Origin of the sequence: Streptomyces gottesmaniae, assembly GCF_031845845.1 — a bacterium.
In the GTDB taxonomy this organism is placed as follows: domain Bacteria; phylum Actinomycetota; class Actinomycetes; order Streptomycetales; family Streptomycetaceae; genus Streptomyces; species Streptomyces akebiae.
In genome coordinates, this window is the sequence record NZ_JAVRFJ010000001.1 from 221,995 (window position 1) to 247,906 (window position 25,912).

At 70.4% G+C, this 25,912-nt stretch carries 19 protein-coding genes; 16 read left to right on the forward strand and 3 right to left on the reverse strand.

Going from position 1 to position 25,912, the window contains the following annotated elements:
- Positions 1-156: 156 nt before the first annotated feature.
- The 4 genes from RM704_RS00905 to RM704_RS00920 all read left to right on the forward strand — a co-directional run bounded on the left by RM704_RS00905 (position 157) and on the right by RM704_RS00920 (position 4,915).
- A complete protein-coding gene (locus tag RM704_RS00905; protein ID WP_052146167.1) occupies positions 157-1,914 on the forward strand; it encodes a BCCT family transporter in 1,758 nt (585 codons plus the stop codon).
- A 217-nt stretch (positions 1,915-2,131) separates the two neighbouring features.
- On the forward strand, positions 2,132-2,494 hold the full coding sequence (locus tag RM704_RS00910; protein WP_033528725.1) for a bifunctional 3-phenylpropionate/cinnamic acid dioxygenase ferredoxin subunit: 363 nt from the start codon (positions 2,132-2,134) through the stop codon (positions 2,492-2,494).
- Positions 2,491-3,654: an NAD(P)/FAD-dependent oxidoreductase gene (locus tag RM704_RS00915; protein WP_033528726.1), complete on the forward strand. Its 1,164-nt coding sequence runs from the start codon at positions 2,491-2,493 to the stop codon at positions 3,652-3,654. Before RM704_RS00910 ends, RM704_RS00915 begins: the two co-directional genes overlap by 4 nt.
- Positions 3,655-3,784: 130 nt before the next feature.
- Positions 3,785-4,915, forward strand: coding sequence for an aromatic ring-hydroxylating oxygenase subunit alpha (locus RM704_RS00920; RefSeq protein WP_033528727.1), 1,131 nt, complete (start codon positions 3,785-3,787; stop codon positions 4,913-4,915).
- 1 nt (position 4,916) lies between these two features.
- Here RM704_RS00920 and RM704_RS00925 read toward each other — a convergent pair whose 3' ends face one another.
- Entirely contained in the window at positions 4,917-5,720 is an 804-nt protein-coding gene (locus tag RM704_RS00925) for an IclR family transcriptional regulator (protein ID WP_192829710.1), read from the reverse strand.
- Between the two features lie 150 nt (positions 5,721-5,870).
- Here RM704_RS00925 and betA point away from each other — a divergent pair, with 150 nt between their 5' ends.
- Positions 5,871-7,541, forward strand: a complete 1,671-nt coding sequence (betA, locus tag RM704_RS00930; protein ID WP_033528729.1) for a choline dehydrogenase — start codon at positions 5,871-5,873, stop codon at positions 7,539-7,541.
- Between the two features lie 3 nt (positions 7,542-7,544).
- The gene (locus tag RM704_RS00935; RefSeq protein ID WP_033528730.1) at positions 7,545-8,381 is read left to right on the forward strand and encodes a methylenetetrahydrofolate reductase; all 837 of its coding nucleotides are present in this window, start codon (positions 7,545-7,547) and stop codon (positions 8,379-8,381) included.
- Positions 8,382-8,511: 130 nt separating this feature from the next.
- On the opposite strand, the gene purU is transcribed toward RM704_RS00935, so the two are convergent.
- Positions 8,512-9,444, reverse strand: coding sequence for a formyltetrahydrofolate deformylase (gene purU, locus RM704_RS00940; RefSeq protein WP_438828881.1), 933 nt, complete (start codon positions 9,442-9,444; stop codon positions 8,512-8,514).
- A gap of 166 nt (positions 9,445-9,610) precedes the next feature.
- Here purU and RM704_RS00945 point away from each other — a divergent pair, with 166 nt between their 5' ends.
- The 10 genes from RM704_RS00945 to folP all read left to right on the forward strand — a co-directional run bounded on the left by RM704_RS00945 (position 9,611) and on the right by folP (position 24,895).
- Positions 9,611-11,080: an aldehyde dehydrogenase family protein gene (locus RM704_RS00945; RefSeq protein ID WP_033528731.1), complete on the forward strand. Its 1,470-nt coding sequence runs from the start codon at positions 9,611-9,613 to the stop codon at positions 11,078-11,080.
- Between the two features lie 20 nt (positions 11,081-11,100).
- Positions 11,101-12,186: a quaternary amine ABC transporter ATP-binding protein gene (locus tag RM704_RS00950; protein ID WP_033528732.1), complete on the forward strand. Its 1,086-nt coding sequence runs from the start codon at positions 11,101-11,103 to the stop codon at positions 12,184-12,186.
- Entirely contained in the window at positions 12,186-14,204 is a 2,019-nt protein-coding gene (locus RM704_RS00955; RefSeq protein ID WP_033528733.1) for an ABC transporter permease, read from the forward strand. Before RM704_RS00950 ends, RM704_RS00955 begins: the two co-directional genes overlap by 1 nt.
- 13 nt (positions 14,205-14,217) lie before the next feature.
- Positions 14,218-15,195: an ABC transporter substrate-binding protein gene (locus tag RM704_RS00960; protein WP_033528734.1), complete on the forward strand. Its 978-nt coding sequence runs from the start codon at positions 14,218-14,220 to the stop codon at positions 15,193-15,195.
- Positions 15,196-15,420: 225 nt separating this feature from the next.
- A complete protein-coding gene (locus RM704_RS00965) occupies positions 15,421-17,859 on the forward strand; it encodes a GcvT family protein (RefSeq protein WP_033528735.1) in 2,439 nt (812 codons plus the stop codon).
- Between the two features lie 37 nt (positions 17,860-17,896).
- Entirely contained in the window at positions 17,897-18,757 is an 861-nt protein-coding gene (locus RM704_RS00970; RefSeq protein ID WP_033528736.1) for a bifunctional methylenetetrahydrofolate dehydrogenase/methenyltetrahydrofolate cyclohydrolase, read from the forward strand.
- 58 nt (positions 18,758-18,815) lie between these two features.
- Positions 18,816-20,048, forward strand: a complete 1,233-nt coding sequence (locus RM704_RS00975; RefSeq protein WP_033528737.1) for a sarcosine oxidase subunit beta family protein — start codon at positions 18,816-18,818, stop codon at positions 20,046-20,048.
- A gap of 11 nt (positions 20,049-20,059) precedes the next feature.
- A complete protein-coding gene (locus RM704_RS00980) occupies positions 20,060-23,290 on the forward strand; it encodes a sarcosine oxidase subunit delta family protein (protein ID WP_033528738.1) in 3,231 nt (1,076 codons plus the stop codon).
- On the forward strand, positions 23,283-23,885 hold the full coding sequence (locus tag RM704_RS00985; RefSeq protein ID WP_033528739.1) for a sarcosine oxidase subunit gamma: 603 nt from the start codon (positions 23,283-23,285) through the stop codon (positions 23,883-23,885). The genes RM704_RS00980 and RM704_RS00985 overlap by 8 nt, the downstream gene beginning before the upstream one ends.
- Before the next feature lie 41 nt (positions 23,886-23,926).
- Positions 23,927-24,895, forward strand: coding sequence for a dihydropteroate synthase (gene folP / locus RM704_RS00990; protein WP_033528740.1), 969 nt, complete (start codon positions 23,927-23,929; stop codon positions 24,893-24,895).
- Here the strand turns inward: folP and RM704_RS00995 are convergent.
- On the reverse strand, positions 24,867-25,664 hold the full coding sequence (locus RM704_RS00995) for an IclR family transcriptional regulator (RefSeq protein WP_052146169.1): 798 nt from the start codon (positions 25,662-25,664) through the stop codon (positions 24,867-24,869). The two genes, folP and RM704_RS00995, sit on opposite strands and share 29 nt — an antisense overlap.
- Positions 25,665-25,912 lie beyond the last annotated feature (248 nt).

Here is a 25,912-nt window from a genome sequence, read left to right on the forward strand (position 1 = left end):
TCCGATGGTGTTGCCCATAGTGAACCCAGGTGCATCATCTGCAACCTGGCTGGAGTGGCGGTCCCCCTCTTCGCCCACACGTTTCCCTTCTTGCCCGGTCGCGCAACCGTCGTCCGCGACAGCGCGTCCCCTGCCGTCTGTGGAAAGGACGAGCCGATGAGCAGAGCCCGCGAACGGAACGGGAGCCCAGGCCAACCCGTCGGAGGGGATCTGCCGGGAGGCGGTGCGGCCGCCGCCCACCCCCGGACCGACCGCGTCGTCTTCGGTGTCGCCGCGGCGCTCACCCTGGCCTTCGTCGTGTGGGGAGCCGCGGCGACCGACACGCTGGAGAGCGTGTCCGGGAAGCTGCTGGACGGCACGATCCGCAACGGCGGCTGGGCCTTCGTCCTGGCCGCGTCGGGCTTCGTGGTCTTCGCCCTCTGGCTGGCGATGAGCCGCTACGGGCGGATCACCCTCGGGAAGGAGGGGGAGGAGCCGGAGTTCCGCACCGTCTCGTGGATCGCCATGATGTTCAGCGCGGGCATGGGCATCGGCCTGATGTTCTACGGAGTGAGCGAGCCGCTCTCCCACTTCGTCACGCCCCCGCCGGGCACCGACCCGGCCGATGCCAACCAGGCCATGGAGACCGCCATGGCCACCACCCTCTTCCACTGGACGCTCCATCCGTGGGCGATGTACGCGGTCGTGGGTCTCGCCATCGCCTACAGCACCTTCCGGCGCGGCCGCCGGCAGCTGATCAGCGCGGTGTTCACCCCGTTGCTCGGTGAGAAGCGGGTGAACGGCCGGCCCGGCCGGGCCATCGACATCCTCGCCATCTTCGCCACCCTCTTCGGCTCGGCGGCGTCCCTGGGACTCGGCGCCCTCCAGATCGGCAGTGGCTTCACGGGGCTGGGCTGGCTGGGATCGGTCGGCACCGGACTGCTGGTCGTCGTGATCGCGGTGCTGACCGTGGCGTTCGTCGCCTCGGCGGTGTCCGGGATCGAGAAGGGCATCCAGTGGCTGTCCAACACCAACATGGTGCTGGCGGTGGGGCTCGCCCTCTTCGTCTTCCTCGTCGGCCCGACCATCTTCATCCTCGACCTGCTGCCCACCTCCATCGGCGCCTTCTTCGGTGACCTGGCCCAGATGGCGGGCCGTACCGAGGCGTCGAGCGGCAAGGGCGTCGCCGACTGGCTGGCCGGCTGGACGGTCTTCTACTGGGCGTGGTGGATCTCCTGGACGCCCTTCGTCGGCATGTTCATCGCGCGCATCAGCCGCGGCCGCACCATCCGGCAGTTCGTGGGCGGCGTCATCCTGGTCCCCAGCAGCGTCAGCCTGCTCTGGTTCGCCGTCTTCGGCGGCTCGGCGATGCACCTCCAGGAGGCCGGCCGGCTCAACGACGCCGCGACCGCCCAGGGCCAGCTCTTCGACGTGCTCCAGCAGTACCCGCTCGCCACGGTGACGAGCATCGTCGTCATGGTCCTCGTCGGCATCTTCTTCGTCTCCGGCGCCGACGCCGCCTCCATCGTGATGGGGACGCTCTCGCAGCGGGGCTCCCTCGAACCGTCCCGGGGCGTCGTGGTGTTCTGGGGTGTGCTGACCGGAGCGGTCGCCGCCGTCATGCTGCTCATCGGCGGCGGCAAGGGCGATGCCCTCACCGGACTGCAGAACCTCACCATTCTCGCGGCGGCCCCCTTCACCCTGGTGATGATCGGGCTGTGCGTCGCACTCAACCGGGACCTGCGCCACGATCCGCTCATCATCCGCGGACGCATGGGCAAGGAGGCCGTCGAGACGGCCGTCATCGCCGGACACGAGAGGTACGACGGGGACTTCGAACTCCGTATCGGCCCCGCGACGGCCACGGAAGGCGCGGAGACCGCAGGGCCCCAGCTAACCGAGGAGTCCGCGCGGCCCACCACCTCCGGCGTCTGAGACCGGCACACCACCCCGCCCGGCGGGGGCGTGGCACCGCCCTGCGCGGCCATGACCCCGACCGGGCTTCTGTTGTTCTATGTGAGGTGGGTTTTGGATAACGCAACGACGCAAGTGACTCAGAGGGGCCTCTGGATGCCTTGACAAGGGTTCTGGGCGACTCCAGACTGATGTTGCGCTTACCGCAAACCGTTTCGTTATACGCACCCGAGGTGTCATGATGATTCCCGCGTGCCGTCTCGCGGATCTTCCGCGAGGTGAGGCCTTCCGGCTCGACATCGACCCGCCGGTGTCGGTGTTCCACACCGACGACGGCGAGATCTTCGCCATCGATGACACCTGCACCCACCAGGACGCCTCGCTCGCCGACGGCTGGCTGGAGGGCTGCGAGGTGGAATGTCCGCTGCATGCCTCCAAGTTCGACCTGCGCACCGGCGCGGTCGACTCCCCGCCGGCCAAGCTGCCGGTCCGGACCCACGAGGTCGCCGTCGAGGACGGCATGATCTACGTCCGGCTCTCCACGGAGGCCCCCAACCTGCCGCCCTGTATCTCCGCCCGGCTCGCCGGAGGTCCCGCGTGAGGACCGTCGCCGTGGTCGGCGCCTCTCTCGCCGGCCTCTCGGCGGCGCGCTCCCTGCGCAAGCAGGGCTTCGACGGGCGCCTGGTCGTCATCGGCGACGAACCGCACCGCCCCTACGACCGGCCCCCGCTCTCCAAGGAGTTCCTGGCCGGCACCCTCGGCGAGGCCGAACTCGCCCTGGAGACGCAGGACGAGGACCTCGCGGCCGAGTGGCTGCTCGGCACCCGCGCGACCGCGCTCGACCACACCGGGCGAGCCGTCCGCCTCGCCGACGGACGTGAGGTGCGTGCCGACGGCTTCGTCATCGCCACGGGCGCCGTGGCGCGGGCCCTGCCCGGCTCCGAGGGGCTGGCCGGAGTCCACACCCTGCGCACCCTGGACGACGCCCGCGCCCTGCGGGACGAACTGGCCCGCGGCGGACGCCTGGTGGTGATCGGCGGCGGTTTCATCGGCGCCGAGGTCGCCTCCACCGCCCGCGCCCTCGGCCTTGAGGTGACCGTCGTGGAGGCGGCGTCGACCCCGCTCGCCGGACCGCTCGGCGACACCATGGGCGCTGTCGTCTCCGGCCTCCACACCGACCACGGCGTACGGCTGTTGTGCGGCGTGGGGGTGAAGGGGCTGAGCGGCGAGCACCGGGTCGACGCCGTTCTGCTGGAGGACGGCCGCAGCGTCCCCGCCGACATCGTCGTCGTCGGCGTCGGGGCCCGCCCGTGCGTCGAGTGGCTCGCGGGTTCCGGCATCGCGCTGGACAACGGGGTGAAGTGCGGCGCCGACGGCCGTACCAGCCTGGCCTCCGTGGTCGCGGTCGGCGACTGCGCCAACTGGTACGACCCTCGTGCGGGCCACCACCGCCGTGTGGAGCACTGGACCGGCGCGCGCGAACGCCCGGACGCAGCCGTCGCGACCCTGCTGGCGGGGGGCGCCATCGAGCCGGGCGTACCCAGGCCGCCGTACTTCTGGTCGGACCAGTACGGCGTCCGCATCCAGTTCGCCGGCAACGCGGCCGAGGCCGACAGTGTCACCGTCGAGGCGGGCGCGGCCGACGACCGCGACGTCCTCGCCGTCTACCGGCGCGCCGGCCGGCCGATCGCCGTGCTCGGGATGAACCAGCCACGGCTGTTCACACGGGTGCGCAAGGAACTGGCCGCCACCACGTCTTGACACCACCCTGGCGTCACCTCATGCTGCGGTTGCCCAGAGCGCGCAGCGTTGCTCCATACACAACGCCGACCGGAGGCGTTCCTCCCGGCGCCCGCATGATCCCTCCGCGACGTTCCCCGAGGAGTGCCCCGTGACCTCGACCAGCCTGCCCGACAGCCTGATCGCCACTCTCCCCGGCTCCTCCTACACCGATCCGGTGGTCTTCGCCCAGGAGCAGGAGCACATATTCGAGACCATGTGGTTCTGTGTGGCCCGTGCCTCCGAGCTGGCGAAGCCCGGTGCCTTCCGCACCGTCGACGTGGGCCGCGAGAGCATCCTGGTCACCCGGGCCCGGGACAACTCGATCCGCGCGTACTTCAACGTCTGCCGGCACCGCGGGGCCAAGCTCTGCACCGAGGAGTCCGGCGAGGTCAAGCGGGCCTTCCAGTGTCCGTACCACGCCTGGACCTACGGCCTGGACGGCAAGCTCGTCGCCGCGCCCAACCTCACCAAGATGCCCGACGTGGGCCGCACCGAGTACGGCCTGGTGAGCGTCGCCGTACGGGAGTGGCTCGGTTATGTCTGGGTCTGCCTCGCGGAGAACCCGCCGTCCTTCGAGGAGGACGTCGTCGGTGAGGTCGTCGCCCGCCTGGGCGACGTCGAGTCGATCGAGCGCTACGACATCGGCAGTCTCTCGGTGGGCCGTCGGATCACGTACGACGTGAAGGCGAACTGGAAGCTCATCATCGAGAACTTCATGGAGTGCTACCACTGCGCCACGATCCATCCCGAACTGACCGAGGTGCTGCCGGAGTTCGCGGACGGGTACGCCGCCCAGTACTACGTGGGCCACGGCGCGGAGTTCGGTGAGGAGGTGCGGGGGTTCACCGTGGACGGCTCCGAAGGTCTGGACCGCATTCCCGGTGTCGCGGAGGACCAGGACCGCCGCTACTACGCGATCACCGTCCGGCCGCAGGTGTTCATCAACCTCGTGCCCGACCACGTGATCTTCCACCGGATGTACCCGGTGTCCGTGGACCGCACGATCGTCGAGTGCGACTGGCTGTATCTGCCGCACGTCGTCGAGAGCGGCAAGGACGTCAGCCGGTCCGTGGAACTCTTCGACCGGGTCAACCTCCAGGACTTCGAGGCCTGTGAGCGGACCCAGCCCGGCATGAGCTCCCGGCTGTACGCCAAGGGCGGTGTGCTGGTGCCCAGTGAGCACCACATCGGCGCGTTCCACGACTGGGTGAACGAGCGCCTCGGCACCCCTCAGGGGTGAATCAGCCCAGGAAACCCATCCGGTGGCTGATCTCGGCGGCGCCCTTGAGCAGTACCGGGGACATCTCGTGCAGGCGCTCCTCGGTGAACCGGTAGGAGGGCCCGGAGGCGCTGAGGGCGGCGATGACCTCGCCGTCCCGGTTGCGAACGGGTGCGGCCATGGCGTGCAGGCCGATCTCCAGCTCCTCCAGGGTGAAGGCGTAGCCCCGCTCCCGTGCGGCGAGGAGGTTCTTCTCCAGCTTCGTCTTCGCGGTGATGGTGTGCGGGGTGACCTTCTTCATGCCCACGGTGGACAGCAGTTCGGCGCGTTCCTTCGCCGGCATGTGGGCCAGCAGGATCTTGCCGCTCGACGTGGCGTGCAGGGGAGTCAGTTGGCCCACCCAGTTGTGTGCGGTGATGGCCCCCGGTCCGCGCACCTGGTACAGGTTGATCGCGTAATGCTCCTGCATCACGGCGATGTTGACGGTCTCGCCGATCTCCTCGGCCAGCCGCTCGCAGACGGGACGGCCCTGCTGCGTGATGTCGATACGCCCCGTGACCGCGCCGGCCAGGCGCACGATGCCGAAGCCGAGCCGGTACTTGCCGCGCTCGCCGGCCTGCTCCACCAGGCCGCGCGCCTCCAGGGCGCCGAGGAGACGGAAGGCCGTGGACTTGTGCACCTCGATCTCCGCCGCCACCTCGCTGACGCCGGCTTCGCCACGCTGAGCGAGGATCTCCAGGACGCTGATGGCGCGGTCCACCGACTGGACACCGCCCGAGCCCGCGTGTGAATTCGACGTTTCCGTGTCAAGGCTGTAGTTGCTCACAGTGAAACTATACGCGCAGTAAACAACACACTTGCAAGTAACCGCCCCGAAATGAAGTTCCACAAGTTGCGTTGTTCGCAACCTGGTGCGTATAGCGCGACCGGTCTAGCATGCCTCGCATATCTACGGCGCGAGCGAGACGAGGCACCCATGGCCCCTGTGCAGTACGACTTCGTCATCGTCGGTGGTGGTTCCGCGGGCAGTGCACTGGCAAACAGGCTGTCCGCCGACCCGGCGAACCGAGTGCTGGTCCTGGAAGCGGGCCGCTCGGACTTCCCGTGGGACGTCTTCATCCACATGCCCGCGGCGCTGACCTACCCCATCGGCAGCCGCTTCTACGACTGGAAGTACGAGTCCGAGCCCGAGCCGCACATGGGCGGCCGACGCGTCTACCACGCGCGCGGCAAGGTGCTGGGCGGGTCCAGCAGCATCAACGGCATGATCTTCCAGCGCGGCAACCCCATGGACTACGAGCGCTGGGCGGCCGACCCCGGTATGGAGACCTGGGACTACGCGCACTGCCTGCCGTACTTCCGGCGCATGGAGAACTGTCTCGCGGCCGATCCGGACGACGAGTTCCGCGGCCACGACGGCCCCCTCGTCCTGGAGCGCGGCCCGGCGTCGAACCCGCTCTTCGGCGCCTTCCTCAAGGCCACCGAGGAGGCGGGCTACGCCCCCACCGGCGACGTCAACGGCTTCAGGCAGGAGGGTTTCGCGAAGTTCGACCGGAATGTGCACCGCGGACGCCGGCTCTCGGCCTCGAAGGCGTATCTGAAGCCCGTCCGTAGACGTCCCAACCTCACGGTCACCACCCGGGCCCTCGTCACCCGTGTCCTGTTCGAGGGCAAGAAGGCCGTCGGCGTCGAGTACCGGCGCGGCAACGGCGCCCCCAAGCAGGTCCGCGCCAAGGAGGTCATCCTCTGCGGCGGCGCGATCAACTCCCCGCAGCTGCTCCAGCTCTCCGGCGTGGGCAACGCCGAGGAACTCCGGGCGCTGGGCATCGACGTCGTGCACGACCTCCCGGGCGTCGGCGAGAACATGCAGGACCACTTGGAGGTGTACATCCAGTACGGCTGCAAGCAGCCCGTCTCCATGCAGCCGTACCTGGCGAAGTGGCGCGCGCCCTTCATCGGGCTCCAGTGGCTCTTCCGGAAGGGCCCGGCCGCCACCAACCACTTCGAGGCCGGTGGGTTCGCCCGCAGCAACGACGACGTCGACTACCCCAACCTGATGTTCCACTTCCTGCCGATCGCGGTCCGCTACGACGGCTCCGTGCCGGCCGGCGGTCACGGCTACCAGGTGCACGTCGGGCCCATGTACTCGGACGCCATCGGCTCGGTGAAGATCAAGAGCAAGGACCCGCGCCAGCACCCCGCCCTGCGCTTCAACTACCTCTCCACCGAACAGGACCGCCGCGAGTGGGTCGAGGCGATCAGGGTGGCCCGCAAGCTCCTCAACCAGCCCGCGCTCGCTCCCTACAACGACGGGGAGATCTCGCCCGGACCGTCCGTCGAGTCGGACGAGGAGATCCTCGCCTGGGTCGCCAAGGACGGCGAGACCGCTCTGCACCCGTCCTGCACCTGCAAGATGGGCACCGACGAGATGGCGGTCGTGGACCCCACCACCATGCGCGTGCACGGCGTGGACGGTCTGCGGGTGGTGGACGCCTCCGTCATGCCCTACGTCACCAACGGCAACATCTACGCACCGGTCATGATGATCGCGGAGAAGGCCGCCGACCTGATCCTCGGCAAGGAGCCGCTGGCGCCCTCGAAGGCCGCGTACTACCGCCACCGTGACGTCCAGAAGCAGGCGGAGTAGACGTTGGGCGCCGCGGGGCTCCGTGCGCTGCTGAGCACGGTCCGCTACGAGGTGCTGCCGGCGAGGACCACCGAGGAGAAGGTCCTCGCCCATGTCCCGCGCGACGTCGTGGTCACTGTGACGGCGTCGCCGGTCAGGGGACTGGAACCGACGCTCGACCTCGCCGTCCGGCTCGCCGCGCACGGCTACCGTGTGGTCCCGCACGTCCCCGCCCGGCTCCTGCGGGACGATCTGCACCTGAAGGAGATCGCGGGGCGGCTGCGCGAGGCGGGCGTGGACGACGTGTTCGTCCCGGCGGGGGACGCCGATCCACCGGCCGGTTCCTACGACGGGGCGCTGCCGGTGCTGCGGCGGCTGGGCGAGCTGGGCCGGCCGTTCCCCCACGTCGGTGTCACCGGTTATCCCGAGAGCCATCCGCTCATCCACGACGACATCACCGTCCAGGCGATGTGGGACAAGCGCGAACACGCCACGTACATAGTGAGCAACCTCTGCTTCGACCCGCGGGTGCTGGGGGACTGGCTCGCCCGGGTGCGGCGCCGGGAGGTGACCCTGCCGGTCCACGTGGGCGTCGCGGGGCCGGTGCAGCGGGCGAAGCTGCTGGCGATGACGACGAAGATCGGGGTGGGGGAGTCGACCCGCTTCCTGACCCGGCACGCGTCGTGGTTCGTGCGCTTCGCCGCGCCCGGCGGCTACGCGCCCGAGAAACTGCTCAGGCGTACGGAGAGCGCCCTCACCGACCCCGCGTCCGGGGTGGCGGGACTGCACCTGTTCACCTTCAACCAGATCGCGGAGACGGAGCGGTGGCGGCGGGCCCTGCTGGACCGGCTGGAGGGCTGAGCGCGCACCCCGGACACCGCAACCCCGACACCGCACCCCGGACACGAAACGCCGAACGCCGGACGGGCTCTCAGCCCGTCCGGCGTTCGTGTCGTACCTGTCCGCCGTTCGTATACGGAGGCCGTTCCGCTCAGCGGAAGACGACCGTGCGGTTGCCCGCGACCATCACCCGGCTCTCGCTGTGCCACTTCACGGCGTGCGCGAGCACCTGGGCCTCCACGTCCCGGCCGACCGTGACCAGCTGGCCGGGGTCCAGCGAGTGGTCCACCCGGACCACGTCCTGCTCGATGATCTGGCCCTCGTCCAGGTCCGGCGTCACATAGTGCGCCGTCGCGCCGACCAGCTTCACCCCGCGGTCGTAGGCCTGGTCGTAAGGGCGCGCGCCCTTGAAGCTGGGGAGGAAGGAGTGGTGGATGTTGATGGCGCGACCGTCCAGCTCCTTGCACAGGTCGTCGGAGAGGATCTGCATGTAGCGGGCCAGGACGACCAGGTCGATGTCCAGCTCACGGACGAGTTCCAGCAGCCGTGCCTCGGCCTCGGGCTTGGTGTCCCGGGTCACCGGCACGTGGTGGAAGGGGATGTTGTACGACTCCGCGAGCTTCTCGAACTCCCGGTGGTTGGAGACGATCGCCGGGATCTCGATGTTGAGGGCGCCCGCGCGCCGGCGGAAGAGCAGGTCGTTGAGGCAGTGCCCGAACTTGGACACCATGATCAGGGTCCGGGTCGGCGTGGAGGCGTCGCTGAGGGACCACGAGATGCCGTACGCCTGGGCGACGGGGCCGAAGCGGTACCGCAGGCCGTCCAGGTCGACGTTCGGGTCGGAGACGTCGAAGTGGACCCGCATGAAGAAACGGCCCTGAAGTCGGTCGTCGAACTGCTGGCTTTCCAGGATGTTTCCGGAGTTCCTGACGAGATAGCCGCTCACGGCGTGGACCAGCCCGGCACTGTCGGGACAGGAAAGCGTCAGGACGAACTCACGGCCAGGCTGGGGTCGGGGGAACCTTATGGACACGGCGGCCTCCGTCGGTGCGTATTGCACAACAAGGTGAGCGATACGCAACATGGTCGGCTCGGCACCGCTTGCGGTCAAGGGCGGGCGGGTAAGTGGTCACATGGCCATATCGTCATCGGCGAACATCTTGACGTCCGTCTGGCCAGGCGACAGGGTGTTCCATCACAAGCAATCGGGTGCACGATGCGCAACGAATTTCAGTCGGAAGGCTCGGCGCGTGGCAGACCTGTATGTGAATGGCGAATGGCGGACCCCGGTGGCCGGCGGCCACCGGGAGATCCGATGTCCCGCTGACGGCACGCTCACGGCGACCGTCTCGGAAGGAACACGCCCCGACACCGAGGCGGCCGTCGCCGCGGCCCGGGAGGCCTTCGACGCCGGCCCCTGGCCGAGCACCCCCGAGCGGGAGCGCGGCGCCCTGCTGCTGCGCACCGCCGACATCATCGAGCGCGACACCAAGAGCTTCGCCCGCGCGGAATCCCTCGACACCGGCAAGAGGGTGGTGGAGAGCGAGTACGACATCGCCGACGTCGTCTCCTGCTTCCGCTACTACGGCGGACTCGCGGGCACCGACGCCGGCCGGGTGATCGACACCGGCCGCGACGACGCCGTCAGCCGCGTCGTCCACGAGCCGGTCGGGGTGTGTGCACTGATCACCCCCTGGAACTACCCACTCCTGCAAGCCAGTTGGAAGGTCGCCCCGGCGTTGCTGGCCGGCAACACGATCGTCCTCAAGCCCAGCGAACTCACTCCCTCCACCTCGATCCTGCTGATGCGGGCGCTTGAGGAGGCCGGGCTGCCGGCGGGCGCCGCCAACCTCGTCCTGGGCGCCGGCCCCGAGGTGGGCGCCCCGCTCTCCGAGGACCCCCGCGTCGACATGGTCTCCTTCACCGGTGGCCTGGACACCGGCAGACGCATCATGGCCACCGCCGCCGCGACCGTGAAGAAGGTCGCGCTCGAACTGGGCGGCAAGAACCCCAACGTCGTCTTCGCCGACGCCGACTTCGAGACGGCCGTGGACTTCGCCCTCACCGCCGTCTTCCTGCACTCGGGCCAGGTGTGCTCGGCCGGGGCCCGGCTGATCGTCGAGGACTCCCTGCACGACCGCTTCGTCGACGAGGTCGTCCGCCGCGCTCGGCTCATCCGGCTCGGCGGCCCCTACGACGCCGAGGCCGAGACCGGGGCACTGATCTCCGCACAGCACCGGGAGAAGGTCGAGGCGTACGTCGCCTCGGGCCTCGCCGAGGGCGCCGTCCTGCGCTGCGGCGGCGCCCGGCCCGAGGACCCCGCCCTGGCGGACGGCCACTACTATCTGCCCACCGTCCTCGACGAGTGCCGCCAGGACATGCGTGTGGTGCACGAGGAGTCCTTCGGGCCCGTCCTCACCGTGGAGCGCTTCACCGACGAGGACGACGCCGTACGCATCGCCAACGACACCGAGTACGGGTTGGCCGGTGCCGTGTGGACGCAGGACGCGGGCAAGGCCCAGCGGGTCGCCCGGCGACTGCGCCACGGCACCGTGTGGATCAACGACTACCACCCCTATGTGCCGCAAGCGGAATGGGGCGGTTTCGGGCATTCGGGTGTGGGCCGGGAGCTGGGACCGACCGGCCTGAACGAGTACCGAGAGCCCAAACACATCTGGCAGAACATCCAACCCCGGCCGCAGCGCTGGTTCCGCGGCTGAACGCCGAAAGAAGGTCGAACATGACCACCCAGACCGAGGTGCCGCAGCGGCGCGGCACGCCCCAGGACTCGGGTCCCACCCCGGTCATCTCCGTGCGCAGGCTGTGGAAGGTGTTCGGGCCGAAGGCCGACCGGGTGCCGGAGTCCGAGGAACTGTGCGGGCTCACCCGCCGTGAGCTGATGGACCGCACCGGCTGCACCGCCGCCGTGCGCGATGTGAACTTCGACGTCTCGCCCGGTGAGGTCTTCGTCGTCATGGGCCTGTCCGGCTCCGGCAAGTCCACCTTGGTGCGATGTCTGACCCGGCTGATCGAACCCACCGCGGGGGAGGTCGTCTTCGAGGGCGAGGACATCCGCCAGGCCGACGACAGACGCCTGCGCGAGCTGCGCCGCCGCAAGTTCTCCATGGTCTTCCAGCACTTCGGGCTGCTGCCCCACCGCAGGGTCCTCGACAACGTGGCCTTCGGGCTGGAGATCCGCGGCATGGGCAGGGCCGAGCGCCTGCGGCGGGCCCAGGAGGTCGTCGAGCTGGTCGGCCTCGCCGGTTACGAGAAGTCCTACCCCGACCAGCTCTCCGGCGGTATGCAGCAGCGGGTCGGGCTGGCCCGCGCGCTGGCCGGCGATCCGGACGTGCTCTTCTTCGACGAACCGTTCTCGGCGCTCGACCCGCTGATCCGCCGTGACATGCAGAACGAGGTCATCCGGCTGCACCACGAGGTCGGCAAGACGATGGTCTTCATCACCCACGACCTCTCCGAGGCCCTCAAGCTGGGCGACCGCATCCTGATCATGCGCGACGGCAAGATGGTCCAGTGCGGCACCGGCGACGAGCTGGTCGGCGCCCCGGCCGACGACTACGTGCGCGAGTTCGTCAAGGACGTCCCGCGCGGCGACGTGCTCACCCTGCGGTGGATCATGCGGCCCCTGGCGGACGGCGACGCCCTGGACGGCCCCGAGCTGGGACCGGACGTCGTGGTCAAGGAGGCCACCCGGGCGGTGCTCGCCGCCGACAAGCCGGTCAAGGTCGTCGAGAACGGCAAGCTGCTCGGCATCGTCGGTGACGAGGAGATCCTCGCCGTGGTCGCCGGGCGGGAAGGCGGCGCGTGATGACCGTCGTCGTGGAGAAGACCGAACCGCCGGGCAGACCGGAGAAGACCCGGCCGGTCGAGGAGCCGGCCCCGGTCCGAGAGCCCCGCCATGTCAGCCGGCCCATGGTGATCGGCGCGATCCTGCTCGCCTGGCTGGTGCTCTTCGTCGTCCTGCGCGGCAAGCAGACCCTCGCCCTCGGGGCGGCGGACCTGACCGATCTGCACCGGTGGTTCAACGACGTCAACGACTCGATCGGCGCGAACCGCAACTCCAACCCGCTCTTCCTGTACTTCTTCAACGAGATCCGCCTGGTCATCGACACCCTGGTGACGTTCGTGCAGGAGCTGATCTCGCAGCCCTCCGTCGACCGCCCCCTGCCGCAGATCGGCTGGCTCGGCGTCGTCGGCATCGCGGGCTATGTCTCCTGGGCGTTCGGCAACTGGCGGGTCGCGCTGCTGGCGGTGGCCGGCTTCACCTTCCTCGGTCTCCAGGGGCTGTGGCAGGAGAGCATGGACACCCTGGCGCTCACCGTCTCCGCGGTGTTCGTGGCGCTGCTGTTCGCGATCCCGCTGGGCGTGTGGGCGGGGCTGTCCGACCGGGTCAACCGGATCGTCACGCCCCTGCTCGACTTCATGCAGACGATGCCGACCTTCGTCTACCTGGCCCCGCTGACCCTGTTCTTCCTCATCGGCGGAGCTTCCGCCACCATCGCCACGGTGATCTACGCGGCGCCCCCGGCGATCCGGATCACCGCGCACGCCATCCGGAACGTGCCGGAGACGACGGTGGAGGCCGCCGACTCGCTCGGGGCGACGCGCGGGCAGGCCCTGCTGAAGGTCCTGCTGCCCATGTCCAAGCGGACCGTGGTGATGGGCGTCAACCAGACCATCATGGCCGCACTGGCCATGGTGACCATCGCGGCCCTGATCGACGCTCCCGGCCTCGGCAAGACCGTCGTCCAGGCCCTCCAGTCGCTCGACGTCGGCACGGCCTTCAACGCGGGCCTGTCCATTGTCGTCATGGCGATCGTCCTCGACCGGGTCACGACCGCGGCCAGCACCCGCGAGGAGGAGGCCCGGCGCTCCAAGAACCGCTTCCTCGCCTGGCGGCGGCCGCTGCTCGGCGCGGGCGCGGTCCTCACGGCCGTCCTGGTCCTCATGTCGCACACCTATGTGTGGGCGGCGGAGTTCCCCGGCGAGGGAGGTCTCGGCAGCTCCATCGCGAGCGCGGCCGACACCACGACGACCTGGGTGCAGGACAACCTCTCGGGTGTCACCAACACGGTCCGCGACCTCATCACCAACGGACTGCTCAACCCCTTCCAGTCCCTCCTCACCGACTCCCCGTGGTGGCTCGTCGGCGCCGTGCTGATCGCGCTCGGTGTCGTCCTCGGCGGCCGGCGGGCCGGCCTGACCACGGCGGTGTGCGTGGGGCTGCTGGTCGCCACCGGGATGTGGTCCGACAGCATGACGACGCTGGCGTCGACCGTGGTCGCCACCGTTCTCGTGATGCTGCTCGGCATCGTCTTCGGCGTGTGGATGGGCCGAAGCCGGCTGGCGGACCGCATGCTGCGGCCCAGCCTGGACGCGGCCCAGGTCATGCCGCCGTTCGTCTATCTGGTGCCGTTCCTCGCGCTGTTCGGCGCGACCCGTTTCACGGCGATCGTCGCCGCGATCGTCTACGCGGCCCCCGTCGCGATGAAGATCATCGCGGACGGGGTGCGGAACGTGCCCGCGGCGACCGTGGAGGCGGCCACCTCCGCCGGGTCCAACACCTGGCAGATCATCACCAAGGTCCAGCTGCCGCTGGCACGCGGCGCCCTGACTCTCGCCACGAACCAGGGTCTGATCTATGTGCTGTCGATGGTTGTGGTGGGCGGCCTGGTAGGTGCCGGCGCCCTCGGCTACGACGTCGTGGCCGGTTTCTCGCAGGGCCAGCTCTTCGGGAAGGGGCTCGCCGCCGGGCTCGCCATCGTCCTTCTCGGAGTCATGTTCGACCGCATCACTCAGGCCGCGGCGCGGCGTACCAGTGCATAAGGAGCAACTGACCATGGCAAGGCAAGCAAGACGTTGGAGAGCCGGCGCGGCCGGTATGGCGGTCCTCGGCCTCACCCTCACCGCCTGCGGCGGCGCGAAGGTCGGTGACAGTTCCTCGGACGCGGGCGGCTCGGGCAGCTCCGCCAAGTGCGGCACGTTCAACCTCGCGGTCAACCCGTGGGTCGGCTACGAGGCCAACGCGGCGGTCATCGCCTACGTCGCGGAGACCGACCTCGGCTGCAAGGTCACCAAGAAGGACCTGAAGGAGGAGATCGCCTGGCAGGGCTTCGGGACCGGTGAGGTGGACGCGGTCGTCGAGAACTGGGGCCACGACGACCTGAAGAAGAAGTACATCACCGACCAGAAGACCGCCGTGGACGCCGGTGCGACCGGGAACGAGGGCCTCATCGGCTGGTACGTGCCGCCGTGGCTCGCCAAGGAGCACCCGGACATCACGAACTGGGAGAACCTCAACAAGTACGCGGCGAAGTTCAAGACGTCGGAGTCCGGCGGCAAGGGTCAGCTCCTCGACGGCGACCCGTCGTTCGTCACCAACGACGAGGCCCTGGTGAAGAACCTGAACCTGGACTACAAGGTCGTGTACGCGGGCAGCGAGACCGCGCTCATCCAGACCTTCCGCAAGGCGGAGAAGAACAAGGAATGGGTGATCGGCTACTTCTACGAGCCCCAGTGGTTCATGTCCGAGGTGCCGCTGGTGAAGGTCAAGCTGCCCGACTACAAGGAGGGCTGCGACGCCGACGCGGAGAAGGTCGCCTGCGACTACCCCGTCTACACGCTGGACAAGATCGTCAGCAAGAAGTTCGCCGACTCGGGCAGCCCCGCCTATGACCTGGTGAAGAACTTCAGCTGGACCAACGACGACCAGAACGTCGTGGCGAAGTACATCGCGGTGGACAAGATGACCCCCGAGGCCGCGGCGAAGAAGTGGGTCGAGGACAACCGTCTCAAGGTGGACGCCTGGCTCAAGTAGTGCCGACGGCCGGACGCGGGAATCCGGTCGGGACATGCCCGGTGGGCGGTGTGCGAGGGATGCGCGCCGCCCACCGGGCATCGCCGCGTTCCGGCCTGTTTTCCGAGGTCCCGGGACCCTTGACACCCACCTGCGCGGAAGGCACATTGAGTTGCGCAACCTGAATCGCGTTGCGTAAACAGCAACTCGATCGGCTCGACCGGTCAACAAGGCGGAGGTGCGGCGATGGCGGGACCCCGAGTGGTCATCATCGGAGCGGGCGTCGTGGGAGCGGCTCTCGCGGACGAGATCTCCGCGCGAGGCTGGACCGAGGTGACCGTGGTCGACCAGGGCCCGCTCCCCGCCACCGGGGGCTCCTCCTCACACGCCCCGGGTCTGGTCTTCCAGACGAACTCCTCCAAGACGATGACCGAGCTGGCCCGGTACACCGTCGAGAAGTTCTGCTCCCTCGACGTGGACGGCAAGCCCTGCTTCCTCCAGGTCGGCGGTCTCGAAGTGGCCACCACCCCCGAGCGCCTGACCGAACTGCGCCGCCGCCACGGCTGGATCACCGCCTGGGGCATCGAGTCCCGCCTGCTCACCGCGGACGAGTGCGTCGAACGGCACCCGCTGGTCGACCGCGACAAGGTCCTCGGCGGCCTCCTGGTCCCCACCGACGGCCTCGCCAAGGCGGTCCTCGCCGTCGAGGCGCAGATCCGCCGGGCCACCGAGCGCGGCGTGACCTTCCTGGCCCGCCACGAGGTCCTCGACGTCCTGCGGGCCGACGGCGAGGTCACCGGCGTCCTCACCGACCAGGGCGAGATCCCGGCCGACATCGTCGTGTGCTGCGCCGGCATCTGGGGCCCGAAGATCGCCCGCATGGTCGGCATGAACCTCCCGCTGACCCCGCTCGCCCACCAACTCGCCTGGACCGGCCCGATCCCGGCCCTCGCCGGTCAGACCGAGGAGGCGATCCGGCCGATCCTGCGCCACCAGGACGCCGACCTCTACTACCGCGACCGCTTCGACGGCATCGGCATCGGCTACTACGGCCACCGCCCGATGCCCATCACGGCCGACGAGATCCTCTCCGTGGCCGAGGCCGACGACATGCCGTCGGTCCTGAAGTTCACCGAGGACGACTTCGCCGACGCCTGGACCGAGACCCAGTCGCTGCTGCCCTCCACGAAGGAGGCGAACATCGAGGAGGGCATCAACGGCCTGTTCTCCTTCACCACCGACAACTTCCCGCTGCTCGGCGAGTCCCCGGACGTCAAGGGCTTCTGGGTCGCCGAGGCGGTCTGGGTCACCCACTCCGCCGGCGTCGGCCGGGCCATGGCCGAATGGCTGGTCGACGGCTACTGCTCCTCCTTCGACCTCCACGAGTGCGACGTCAACCGCTTCGAACCGCACCAGCTCTCCCCGGAGTACGTCCTGGCCCGCGACTGCCAGAACTTCGTCGAGGTCTACGACATCCTCCACCCCCTCCAGCCCTCCGGGGACCCCCGCCCGATCCGCACCAGCCCCTTCCACGCCCGCCAGCAGGAGCACGGCGCCTTCTTCCTGGAGGCGAACGGCTGGGAGCGCCCGCAGTGGTACGAGGCCAACGCCGGCCTCGTCGAGGGCCGCTCCATCCCCACCCCGGGCGACTGGGCCGCGCGGTACTGGTCGCCCATCGTCGGTGCCGAGGCCCAGGCCACCCGCGAGACCGTCGCGATGTACGACATGACGGCCCTCAAGCGCCTGGAGGTGAGCGGCCCCGGCGCCGCCGACCTCCTGGAGCGCCTGTGCACCGGCAAGGTCGCCAAATCCGTCGGCTCGGTGACCTACACCCTCCTCCTCGACCACGACGGCGGCATCCGCAGCGACGTCACCGTCGCCCGGCTGGCCCGCGACACCTTCCAGATCGGCGCCAACGGCAACCTCGACCTCGACTGGATCACCCGCCACCTCCCGGCCGACGGCACGGTCCAGGTCCGCGACATCACCCCCGGCACCTGCTGCATCGGCCTGTGGGGCCCACTGGCCCGCAAGGTCCTCCAGCCCCTCACCGACGCCGACTTCTCCGGCGACGGCCTGAAGTACTTCCGCGCCAAGCACGCCTACATCGGCTCGGTGCCCGTCACCGCCATGCGCCTGAGCTACGTCGGCGAACTCGGCTGGGAGCTCTACACCACCGCCGACCAGGGCCAGAAGCTCTGGGACACCCTCTGGGCGGCGGCCGAGCCGCTCGGCGGCGTCATCGCCGGACGCGGCGCCTTCAACAGCCTCCGCCTGGAGAAGGGCTACCGCTCCTTCGGCACCGACATGACCTACGAGCACGACCCCTACGAGGCCGGCGTCGGCTTCGCCGTCAAGCTCGACAAGGACGACTTCGTCGGCAAGGCCGCACTGCTTCGCCGCAAGGAGAACGTCCGGCGCAAGCTGACCTGCCTCGTCATCGACGACCCCCGGTCGGTCGTCATGGGCAAGGAGCCGGTCCTCGACGGCGACCGCCCCGTCGGCTACGTCACCAGCGCCGCCTACGGCTACACCATCGGCAAGGGCATCGCCTACGCCTGGCTCCCGACGGAACTCACGGCCCCCGGAACCGCGCTGCGCATCGGCTACTTCGACCAGCTCGTCGAGGCGGTCGTCACCGAGGAGCCCCTGTTCGACCCCACCATGTCCCGCCTCCGTGGCTGACCCCCGGCCACGACCGCAGAGGGAAGGAACACCGCCGGTGAACGCAACGCTGCTCGACGGCAAGGCGACCGCCGCCGACATCCGCCGCGAACTCACGGAGCGGGTGGCCAAGTTGACCGCCACCGGCGGCCGCCCGCCGGGCCTCGGCACCGTCCTGGTCGGCGAGGACCCCGGCAGCCGCGCCTATGTGGCCGGCAAGCACCGCGACTGCGCCCAGGTCGGCATCGCCTCCATCCGCCGCGACCTGCCCGCCGACGCCTCCCAGCAGCAGGTCGAGGACGTCATCGACGAGCTGAACGCCGACCCGGCCTGCACCGGCTACATCGTCCAGCTCCCGCTGCCCCGCCACCTCGACGCAAACGCCGTGCTGGAGCGCATGGACCCGGCCAAGGACGCCGACGGACTGCACCCCGTCAACCTCGGCCGGCTCACCCTCGGCGTCGACGCCCCGCTGCCCTGCACCCCGCGCGGCATCGTCGAACTCCTGCGCCGTCACCAGGTGCCGCTCGCCGGCGCCCGGGTCTGCGTGGTGGGCCGGGGCATCACGGTCGGCCGTCCCATCGGCCTGCTGCTCACCCGCCGCTCCGAGAACGCCACCGTGACCCTGTGCCACACCGGCACCAAGGGCCTGGCCTGGCACACCCGCGAGGCCGACATCGTCATCGCGGCGGCCGGTTCACCCGGGCTGATCACCAAGGACATGCTGCGCTCCGGCGCGGCCGTCCTGGACGTCGGCATCACCCGCACCGACCAGGGCCTGGTCGGCGACATCCACCCGGACGCCGCCCAGGTCGCCGGCTGGATCGCGCCGATGCCCGGCGGGGTGGGCCCCATGACCCGCGCGATGTTGCTGGCCAACGTCGTCGAGGCCGCCGAGAGGAACGCCACCGCCGTATGAACGCGCACGTCCCCCCGTACCCGCCGCATCCGCACCTTTCAGAAGACGGAGACGTCCGATGAGCCCCCGTACCCCCGGCGCCGACCTCCCCGAACACCCCGACTGGCTGTGGCGCGACCCCGAGCCGAAGAAGTCGTACGACGTGGTGATCGTCGGCGGCGGCGGACACGGTCTGGCCACCGCCCACTATCTGGCCAGGAACCACGGCATCACCAATGTCGCGGTGCTGGAGAAGGGCTGGCTCGGCGGCGGCAACATGGCCCGCAACACCACGATCATCCGCTCGAACTACCTGTGGGACGAGAGCGCCGGCATCTACGAGCACGCCCTCAAGCTCTGGGAGGGACTGGCGGAGGAACTCGACTACCCGATCCTCTTCTCCCAGCGCGGCGTGCTGAACCTCGCGCACAGCCTGCAGGACGTCCGCGACAGCGTGCGCCGTGTGGAGGCCAACCGCCTCAACGGTGTGGACGCGGAGTGGCTCGACGCCGACGGCGTCAAGGAGGTCTGCCCGATCGTCAACATCTCCCAGGACGTGCGCTACCCGGTCCTGGGCGCCACCTACCAGCCGCGCGCGGGCATCGCCAAGCACGACCACGTGGCCTGGGGCCTGGCCCGCTCCGCCGACGCGGCCGGCATCGACATCATCCAGAACTGCGAGGTCACCGGCCTGGACGTGGTCGACAACCGCGTCGTCGGCGTCCGCACGACCCGCGGCCGCATCGCGGCCGGCAAGGTCGCGCTCTGCTCGGCGGGCCACACCTCGGTCCTCGCCGCCATGGCGGGTGTCGAACTCCCGGTCCAGAGCCACCCGTTGCAGGCCCTGGTCTCCGAACTCCTGGAGCCGGTGCACCCCACGGTCGTGATGTCCAACGCCGTCCATGTGTACGTCAGCCAGGCGCACAAGGGCGAGCTGGTGATGGGCGCGGGCATCGACGCGTACAACTCGTACACCCAGCGCGGTGCCTTCCACATCATCGAGGAGCAGATGGCCGCGGCCCTGGAGCTCTTCCCGGTCTTCGCCCGCGCCCATGTGCTGCGCACCTGGGGCGGCATCGTCGACGTCAGCCCCGACGCCTCGCCGATCATCGGGCTCAGCCCCGTCGACAACCTCTATCTCAACTGCGGCTGGGGAACGGGCGGCTTCAAGGCCACCCCGGGCGTCGGCTGGGTCTACGCCCACACCATCGCCCACGACACCCCGCACGCCCTCAACGCCCCCTTCTCGCTCGACCGTTTCACCACCGGCGCGCTCGTCGACGAGCACGGCGCGGCCGCGGTGGCCCACTAGGGAGCCCAACCATGCTGCTCATCACCTGCCCGTGGTGCGGGCCCCGCGACGAGGCCGAGTTCCACTACGGCGGCCAGGCCCACGTGGCCTACCCCGAGACCCCCTCGACCCTCACGGACGAGGAGTGGGCCCGCTACCTCTTCTTCCGCGACAACACCAAAGGCCCCTTCGCCGAACGCTGGAGCCACGCGGCGGGCTGCCGCCGCTGGTTCAACGCGGTCCGCGACACCTCGACGAACGAGATCCTGTCGGTGTACCGCGCGGGCGAGGAACGGCCGGCGACTCCTGAGCCGAGGCCCGTGCTCCCAGCCAGTGCGGTGTCCGAGCCGGCGCCGCTCGCGGTCACTTCCGAGCCGAGTCCGGCACCATCGGCCCGTGCGGCGCACGAGGACGGGACGGGCGGGGGCGGCGGGGGCGGGACGACCCAACCGTTCCGCCACCCCACCCGAGGCCGCATCGACCGCGACACCTCCCTCACCTTCACCTTCGACGGCACCGCATACCAGGGCCACCGAGGCGACACCCTCGCCTCCGCCCTCCTCGCCAACGGCGTCGTCGAGGCGGGCACCAGCATCAGACTCGGCCGCCCCCGGGGCATCTTCTCCGCCGGCGTCGAAGAGCCCAACGCGGTCGTCCAGATCGAGGAACCCTTCCCCGAGCCGATGCTCCCCGCGACGACCGTCGAGCTGTACGACGGCCTGGTCGCGACCAGCCTCCCCGGCCAGGGCCGCCTCGCCACGGAACCCGACCCCGCCCGTTACGACGCCGTACACACCCACTGCGACCTCCTGATCGTCGGCGCGGGTCCGGCCGGGCTCGCGGCCGCGGCGGCGGCCGCGAGAAGCGGCGCCCGCGTCATCCTCGCCGACGACCAGCCGGAACCCGGCGGCAGCCTCCTCGGCACCGCCGAACACCTCGACTGGGTGAGGGAGACCGCCGACCTGCTCGACGCCGCCCCCGAGGTCCGCGTCCTGCGCCGGACCACCGTCTTCGGCTACTACGACGACAACCACCTCCTCGCCGTCGAGCGGCGCACCAACCACCTCGGCGGTGCGGCCCCGGAGAACGTCTCCCGGGAACGCGTCCACCGCATCCGCGCCCGCCGCGTCGTCCTCGCGACCGGCGCCCACGAACGCTCCCTGGCCTTCGCGGACAACGACCGCCCCGGCGTGATGCTGGCCTCCTCCGCCCGCACCCACGTCAACCGCCACGGCGCCCTGCCCGGCCGCCGCGCGGTCGTCCTCACCACCAACGACAGCGCCTACGAGGCGGCCCTGGACCTCGCCTCGGCGGGCCTGACCGTCACCGCGATCGTCGACACCCGCCCCGAACCGGGGGAGTGGGCCGAGCGCGCCACGGCCGCCGGCATCGAGGTCCTGGCCGGACACGCCGTCACCGGCACCGAGGGCGAGCCCCGCCTCACCGCCGTGAGCGTCGCCCCGTACGGGGAGTCCGCCGGACAGCGGGTGTTCGCCGCGGACCTGTTGCTGGTCTCCGGCGGCTGGAACCCGGTGGCGCACCTGTTCAGCCAGTCCGGCGGCAAGCTGCGCCACGACGCGTCGCTGGGCTCCTTCGTGCCCGACACCTGCCGTCAGGCGGTCGAGGTCGTGGGCAGCGCCAGCGGTCTCCTCGACCCGGCCGCCGTCCTCGCCCAGGGCGCCGCCGCCGGTGCCCGCGCGATCGAGGCCGAGGGATACACGGCCGAGGCGCCCCGCCTTCCCGCGGTCGCCGCGCGGCCCGCCGGGACACCGCCGATGCATGTGTACGTCGTCCCGGGCGAGTCGGACGCCCCGCGGTTCGTCGACCTCCAGCGCGACGTCACGGTGGCCGACCTGGCCCGCGCGACCGGCGCCGGCATGCGCTCGGTGGAGCACACCAAGCGGTACACCACGGCGGGCACCGCCAACGACCAGGGCAAGACCTCGGGCGTGCTGGCCGGCGGTGTCGTCGCCGAACTGCTCGGCGTGGACGTCTCGGCTCTCGGCACGACCACCTTCCGCCCGCCGTACACACCGGTCTCCTTCGCCGCCCTCGCGGGCCGTGACCGGGGCGTGCTCAGCGATCCGGTCCGTACGACCGCCCTCCACGAGTGGCATGTCGCCCGCGGCGCGCTGTTCGAGAACGTCGGCCAGTGGAAGCGCCCCTGGTACTACCCGCGGGACGGCGAGGACATGGAGGCCGCCGTGCTGCGCGAGTGCGCGGCCACCCGTGAGGGCGTGGGCTTCATGGACGCCTCCACCCTCGGCAAGATCGACGTCCAGGGTCCCGACGCCGGTGTCTTCCTCGACCTGCTCTACACCAACATGATGAGCACCCTGAAGGTCGGCATGATCCGCTACGGCGTCATGTGCCGCCCCGACGGCATGGTCTTCGACGACGGCACGGTCATCCGGGTCGCCCAGGACCGCTACCTGGTCACCACGACGACCGGCAACGCCGCCACCGTGCTCGACTGGATGGAGGAGTGGCTCCAGACGGAGTGGCCCGAACTGAAGGTCCACTGCACGTCGGTGACCGAGCAGTGGGCCACGGTCGCGCTGGTCGGGCCGAAGTCCCGCGAGGTCCTCGGCTCCCTCGCCCCGCGGCTGGCCGTGTCCAACGAGGACTTCCCGTTCATGGCCTGGCGCGAGACGACCGTCGCGGGCATCGAGGCCAGGGTCTGCCGGATCAGTTTCTCCGGTGAACTCGCCTACGAGATCAACGTGTCGCCGTGGGAGGCCCTGGCCCTCTGGGAGGCGCTGTACGAGGCCGGCGCCCCGTACGGCATCACCCCGTACGGCACCGAGACCATGCACGTCCTGCGGGCCGAGAAGGGCTACCCGATCATCGGCCAGGACACCGACGGCACCGTCACCCCGCAGGACCTCGGAATGAGCTGGGTGGTCTCGAAGAAGAAGCCGGACTTCATCGGCAAGCGGTCCCATGCCCGCGCGGACACCGCCCGCCCCGACCGCAAGCACCTGGTCGGCCTCCTCCCCGAGGACCCGGGCGCCTTCCTCCCCGAGGGCACCCATCTGGTCGCCGACAGCGTGCTGCCGGCCCCGCCCGTCCCGATGCTGGGCCACGTCACCTCCAGCTACCGCAGCGCCGCCCTCGGCCGGACCTTCGCGCTCGCCCTGGTCAAGGGCGGCAGGGACCGCCTCGGCGAGCGGCTGTACGCCCCCGTGGGCGACCGACTGGTCCCCGTGACCGTCGCGAGCCCCGTCCTCTACGACCCCGAGGGAGCCCGCCGCGATGGCTGACACCGCCCCGACCTCCCGGCCCCGCAGCCCCCTGTCCGGGGCCGCCGACCGGCTGGCCGCCGCCACCCGCACCTCCGGGGGCAGGATCCGGCTGGCCGAACTGCCCTTCCTCACCCAGCTCGACGTGCGTCTGGACGCCAAGGGGGCGGCGGCGGACGCCGTCGGCCTCGCGCTGGGCCTCCCGCTGCCGCTGGAGCCCAACACCGTCGCCCGCGCGGGGGAGTTGACCGCGCTGTGGCTCGGCCCCGACGAGTGGCTGCTCGTGGGGCCGCCGGGTGGCGGGCGCGAGCTGGAGAGCCGGATCCGGGAGGCCGCCGGAGAGGAGCCGGTCTCCGTGACCGACGTCTCCGCACAGCGCACCACGGTCCTCGTCGCGGGCACCGGCGCCCGCGAGCTGCTGGCCCACGGCTGCCCGCTGGACCTGCACCCGAGAGCCTTCGGCGCCGGACGCTGCGCCCAGACCACCCTGGCCCGCACCCAGGTCGTCCTGGTCGCACGGGAGGAGCCCAGCGCCGGTTTCTGGGTCCTGGTCCGTTCGTCGTTCGCCGGCTATCTGGCGGACTGGCTGCTCGACGCGGCGACGGAGTACGTCTGAGGCATGCGAGTACCTGTCAGCGCGCCGAAGGTCGGACACCGGTGACCGTCACGGCCCACGCCACCACCACGCCGTGGCACCCGGGCACGCCGGACCTGCACCCGCACGGGCTGCCGAGGCCCGCACGCACGTTGGTCATGGGCGTCGTGAACGTCACGCCGGACTCGTTCTCCGACGGCGGGCTGTCGTTCGCCGCCGAGGCGGCCATGGCACATGGCCGTGCCCTGCTGGAGCAGGGCGCGGACATCGTGGACGTGGGCGGCGAGTCGACCCGGCCCGGTGCGGTGCGCCCACCGGTCGAGGAGGAACTGCGACGGGTGCTGCCCGTCGTCCGGGACCTCGCGGCGGCGGGCGCGGTCGTCAGTGTGGACACCATGCGGGCCGAGGTCGCCGCCCGTGCGCTGGAGGCGGGCGCACGGCTGGTCAACGATGTGTCGGGGGGCCTCGCCGATCCCGCGATGCTGCCCCTGATGGCCCGGGCGGGTGTGCCGTACGTGCTGATGCACTGGCGTGGACACTCGGCCGGTATGCAGGCGAACGCCGTCTACGGCGATGTGGTCGACGACGTGCTCAAGGAGCTGCGGCTGAGGATCGACGCGGCCCTGGAGGCGGGCGTCCCACCCGGGTCGCTGATCGTCGACCCCGGGCTGGGCTTCGCCAAGGCGTCCGAGCACAACTGGGAGTTGCTGGGCCGGCTCGGGGAGGTCCGCGCGCTGGGCCGTCCCGTCCTGGTGGGCGCGTCCCGCAAGGCCTTTCTGGGGAGGCTGTTGGCGGACCGGGCGACGGGGGAACCGCGCCCGGCACGGGAGCGTGACGCCGCGACCACCGCCGTGTCCGTGCTCGCCGCCGCACAGGGCGTCTGGTGCCTGCGGGTGCACGATGTCGCCTCGACGCTGGACGCGGTACGGGTGACGGCTCGCTGGGGCGTCGAGGCGGCGGTGGCGGCGCGGTCGGTTTCGTGCCGGGCGTCGTTCGTGCCGGTCAGCCCAGATAGCCCATCCTGCGGCTGATCTCCTCGGCGCCCCGCGTCAGTACGGGCACGAGTTCCCGGATGCGTTCCTCGGTGAAGCGGTAGGCCGGGCCGGAGGCGCTGAGCGCGGCGACGACCTGGCCCTCGCGGGAGCGGATCGGGGCCGCCATCGCGTGCAGTCCGATCTCCAGTTCCTCCAGCGTCACCGCGTACCCGAGCTCGCGCGCCGTGGTGAGGTCCTTCTCCAGCTTCGCCCTGGTCGTCAGCGTGTGCGGCGTCAGCTTGCGCAGCCCGGACGCCTCCAGCACCTCGGCCCGCCGCCGCTCCGAGAGGTGGGCCAGCAGGATCTTGCCGCTGGACGTGGCGTGCACAGGGGTGAGCTGGCCGACCCAGTTGTGGGTGCCGACCGCGCCCGGGCCGCGCACCTGGTGGAGATTGACCGCGTAGTGCTCCTGGAGCACGGCGATGTTGACGGTCTCGCCGATCTCCTCGCTGAGCCGCTCGCACACCTGCCGGCCCTGCTGGGTGATGTCGAGCCGGCCCGTGACGGCGCCGGCGAGCCGCACGATGCCGAAGCCGAGCCGGTACTTGCCCCGCTCGGCCGTCTGCTCGACCAGTCCGCGTGCCTCCAGCGCCCCGAGGAGCCGGAAGGCGGTCGACTTGTGGACGTCGATCTCGGCGGCGACCTCACTGACACCGGCCTCGCCGCGCCGGGCGAGGATCTCCAGGACGCTGACGGCACGGTCGACGGACTGCACACCGTTCACCGCGGGACCCGTTGTTGCGTCCTCTGCCGAGTAGTTGCTCATGGTGCAACTATACGCAGCCGCTCCCGATGGTTCCGAGGTGCTCGTGGAGTGCGGTGACCATGGCCGGAACCGGTCGCCCGCATGCTCGCACGGACCCTCGCGTCCAGGGAAGGGGGAGGCGTCGAGGGGGAGCGGGCAAGTCGGGGTGGTCAACCTCTTGACAGTGGGTGTCCGCGAGGAGACAGTTTGGTCGTCGTTGCTCATAGCGAACATGGTTGCGTCATATGAAACGCGACGATCGGCGGCTC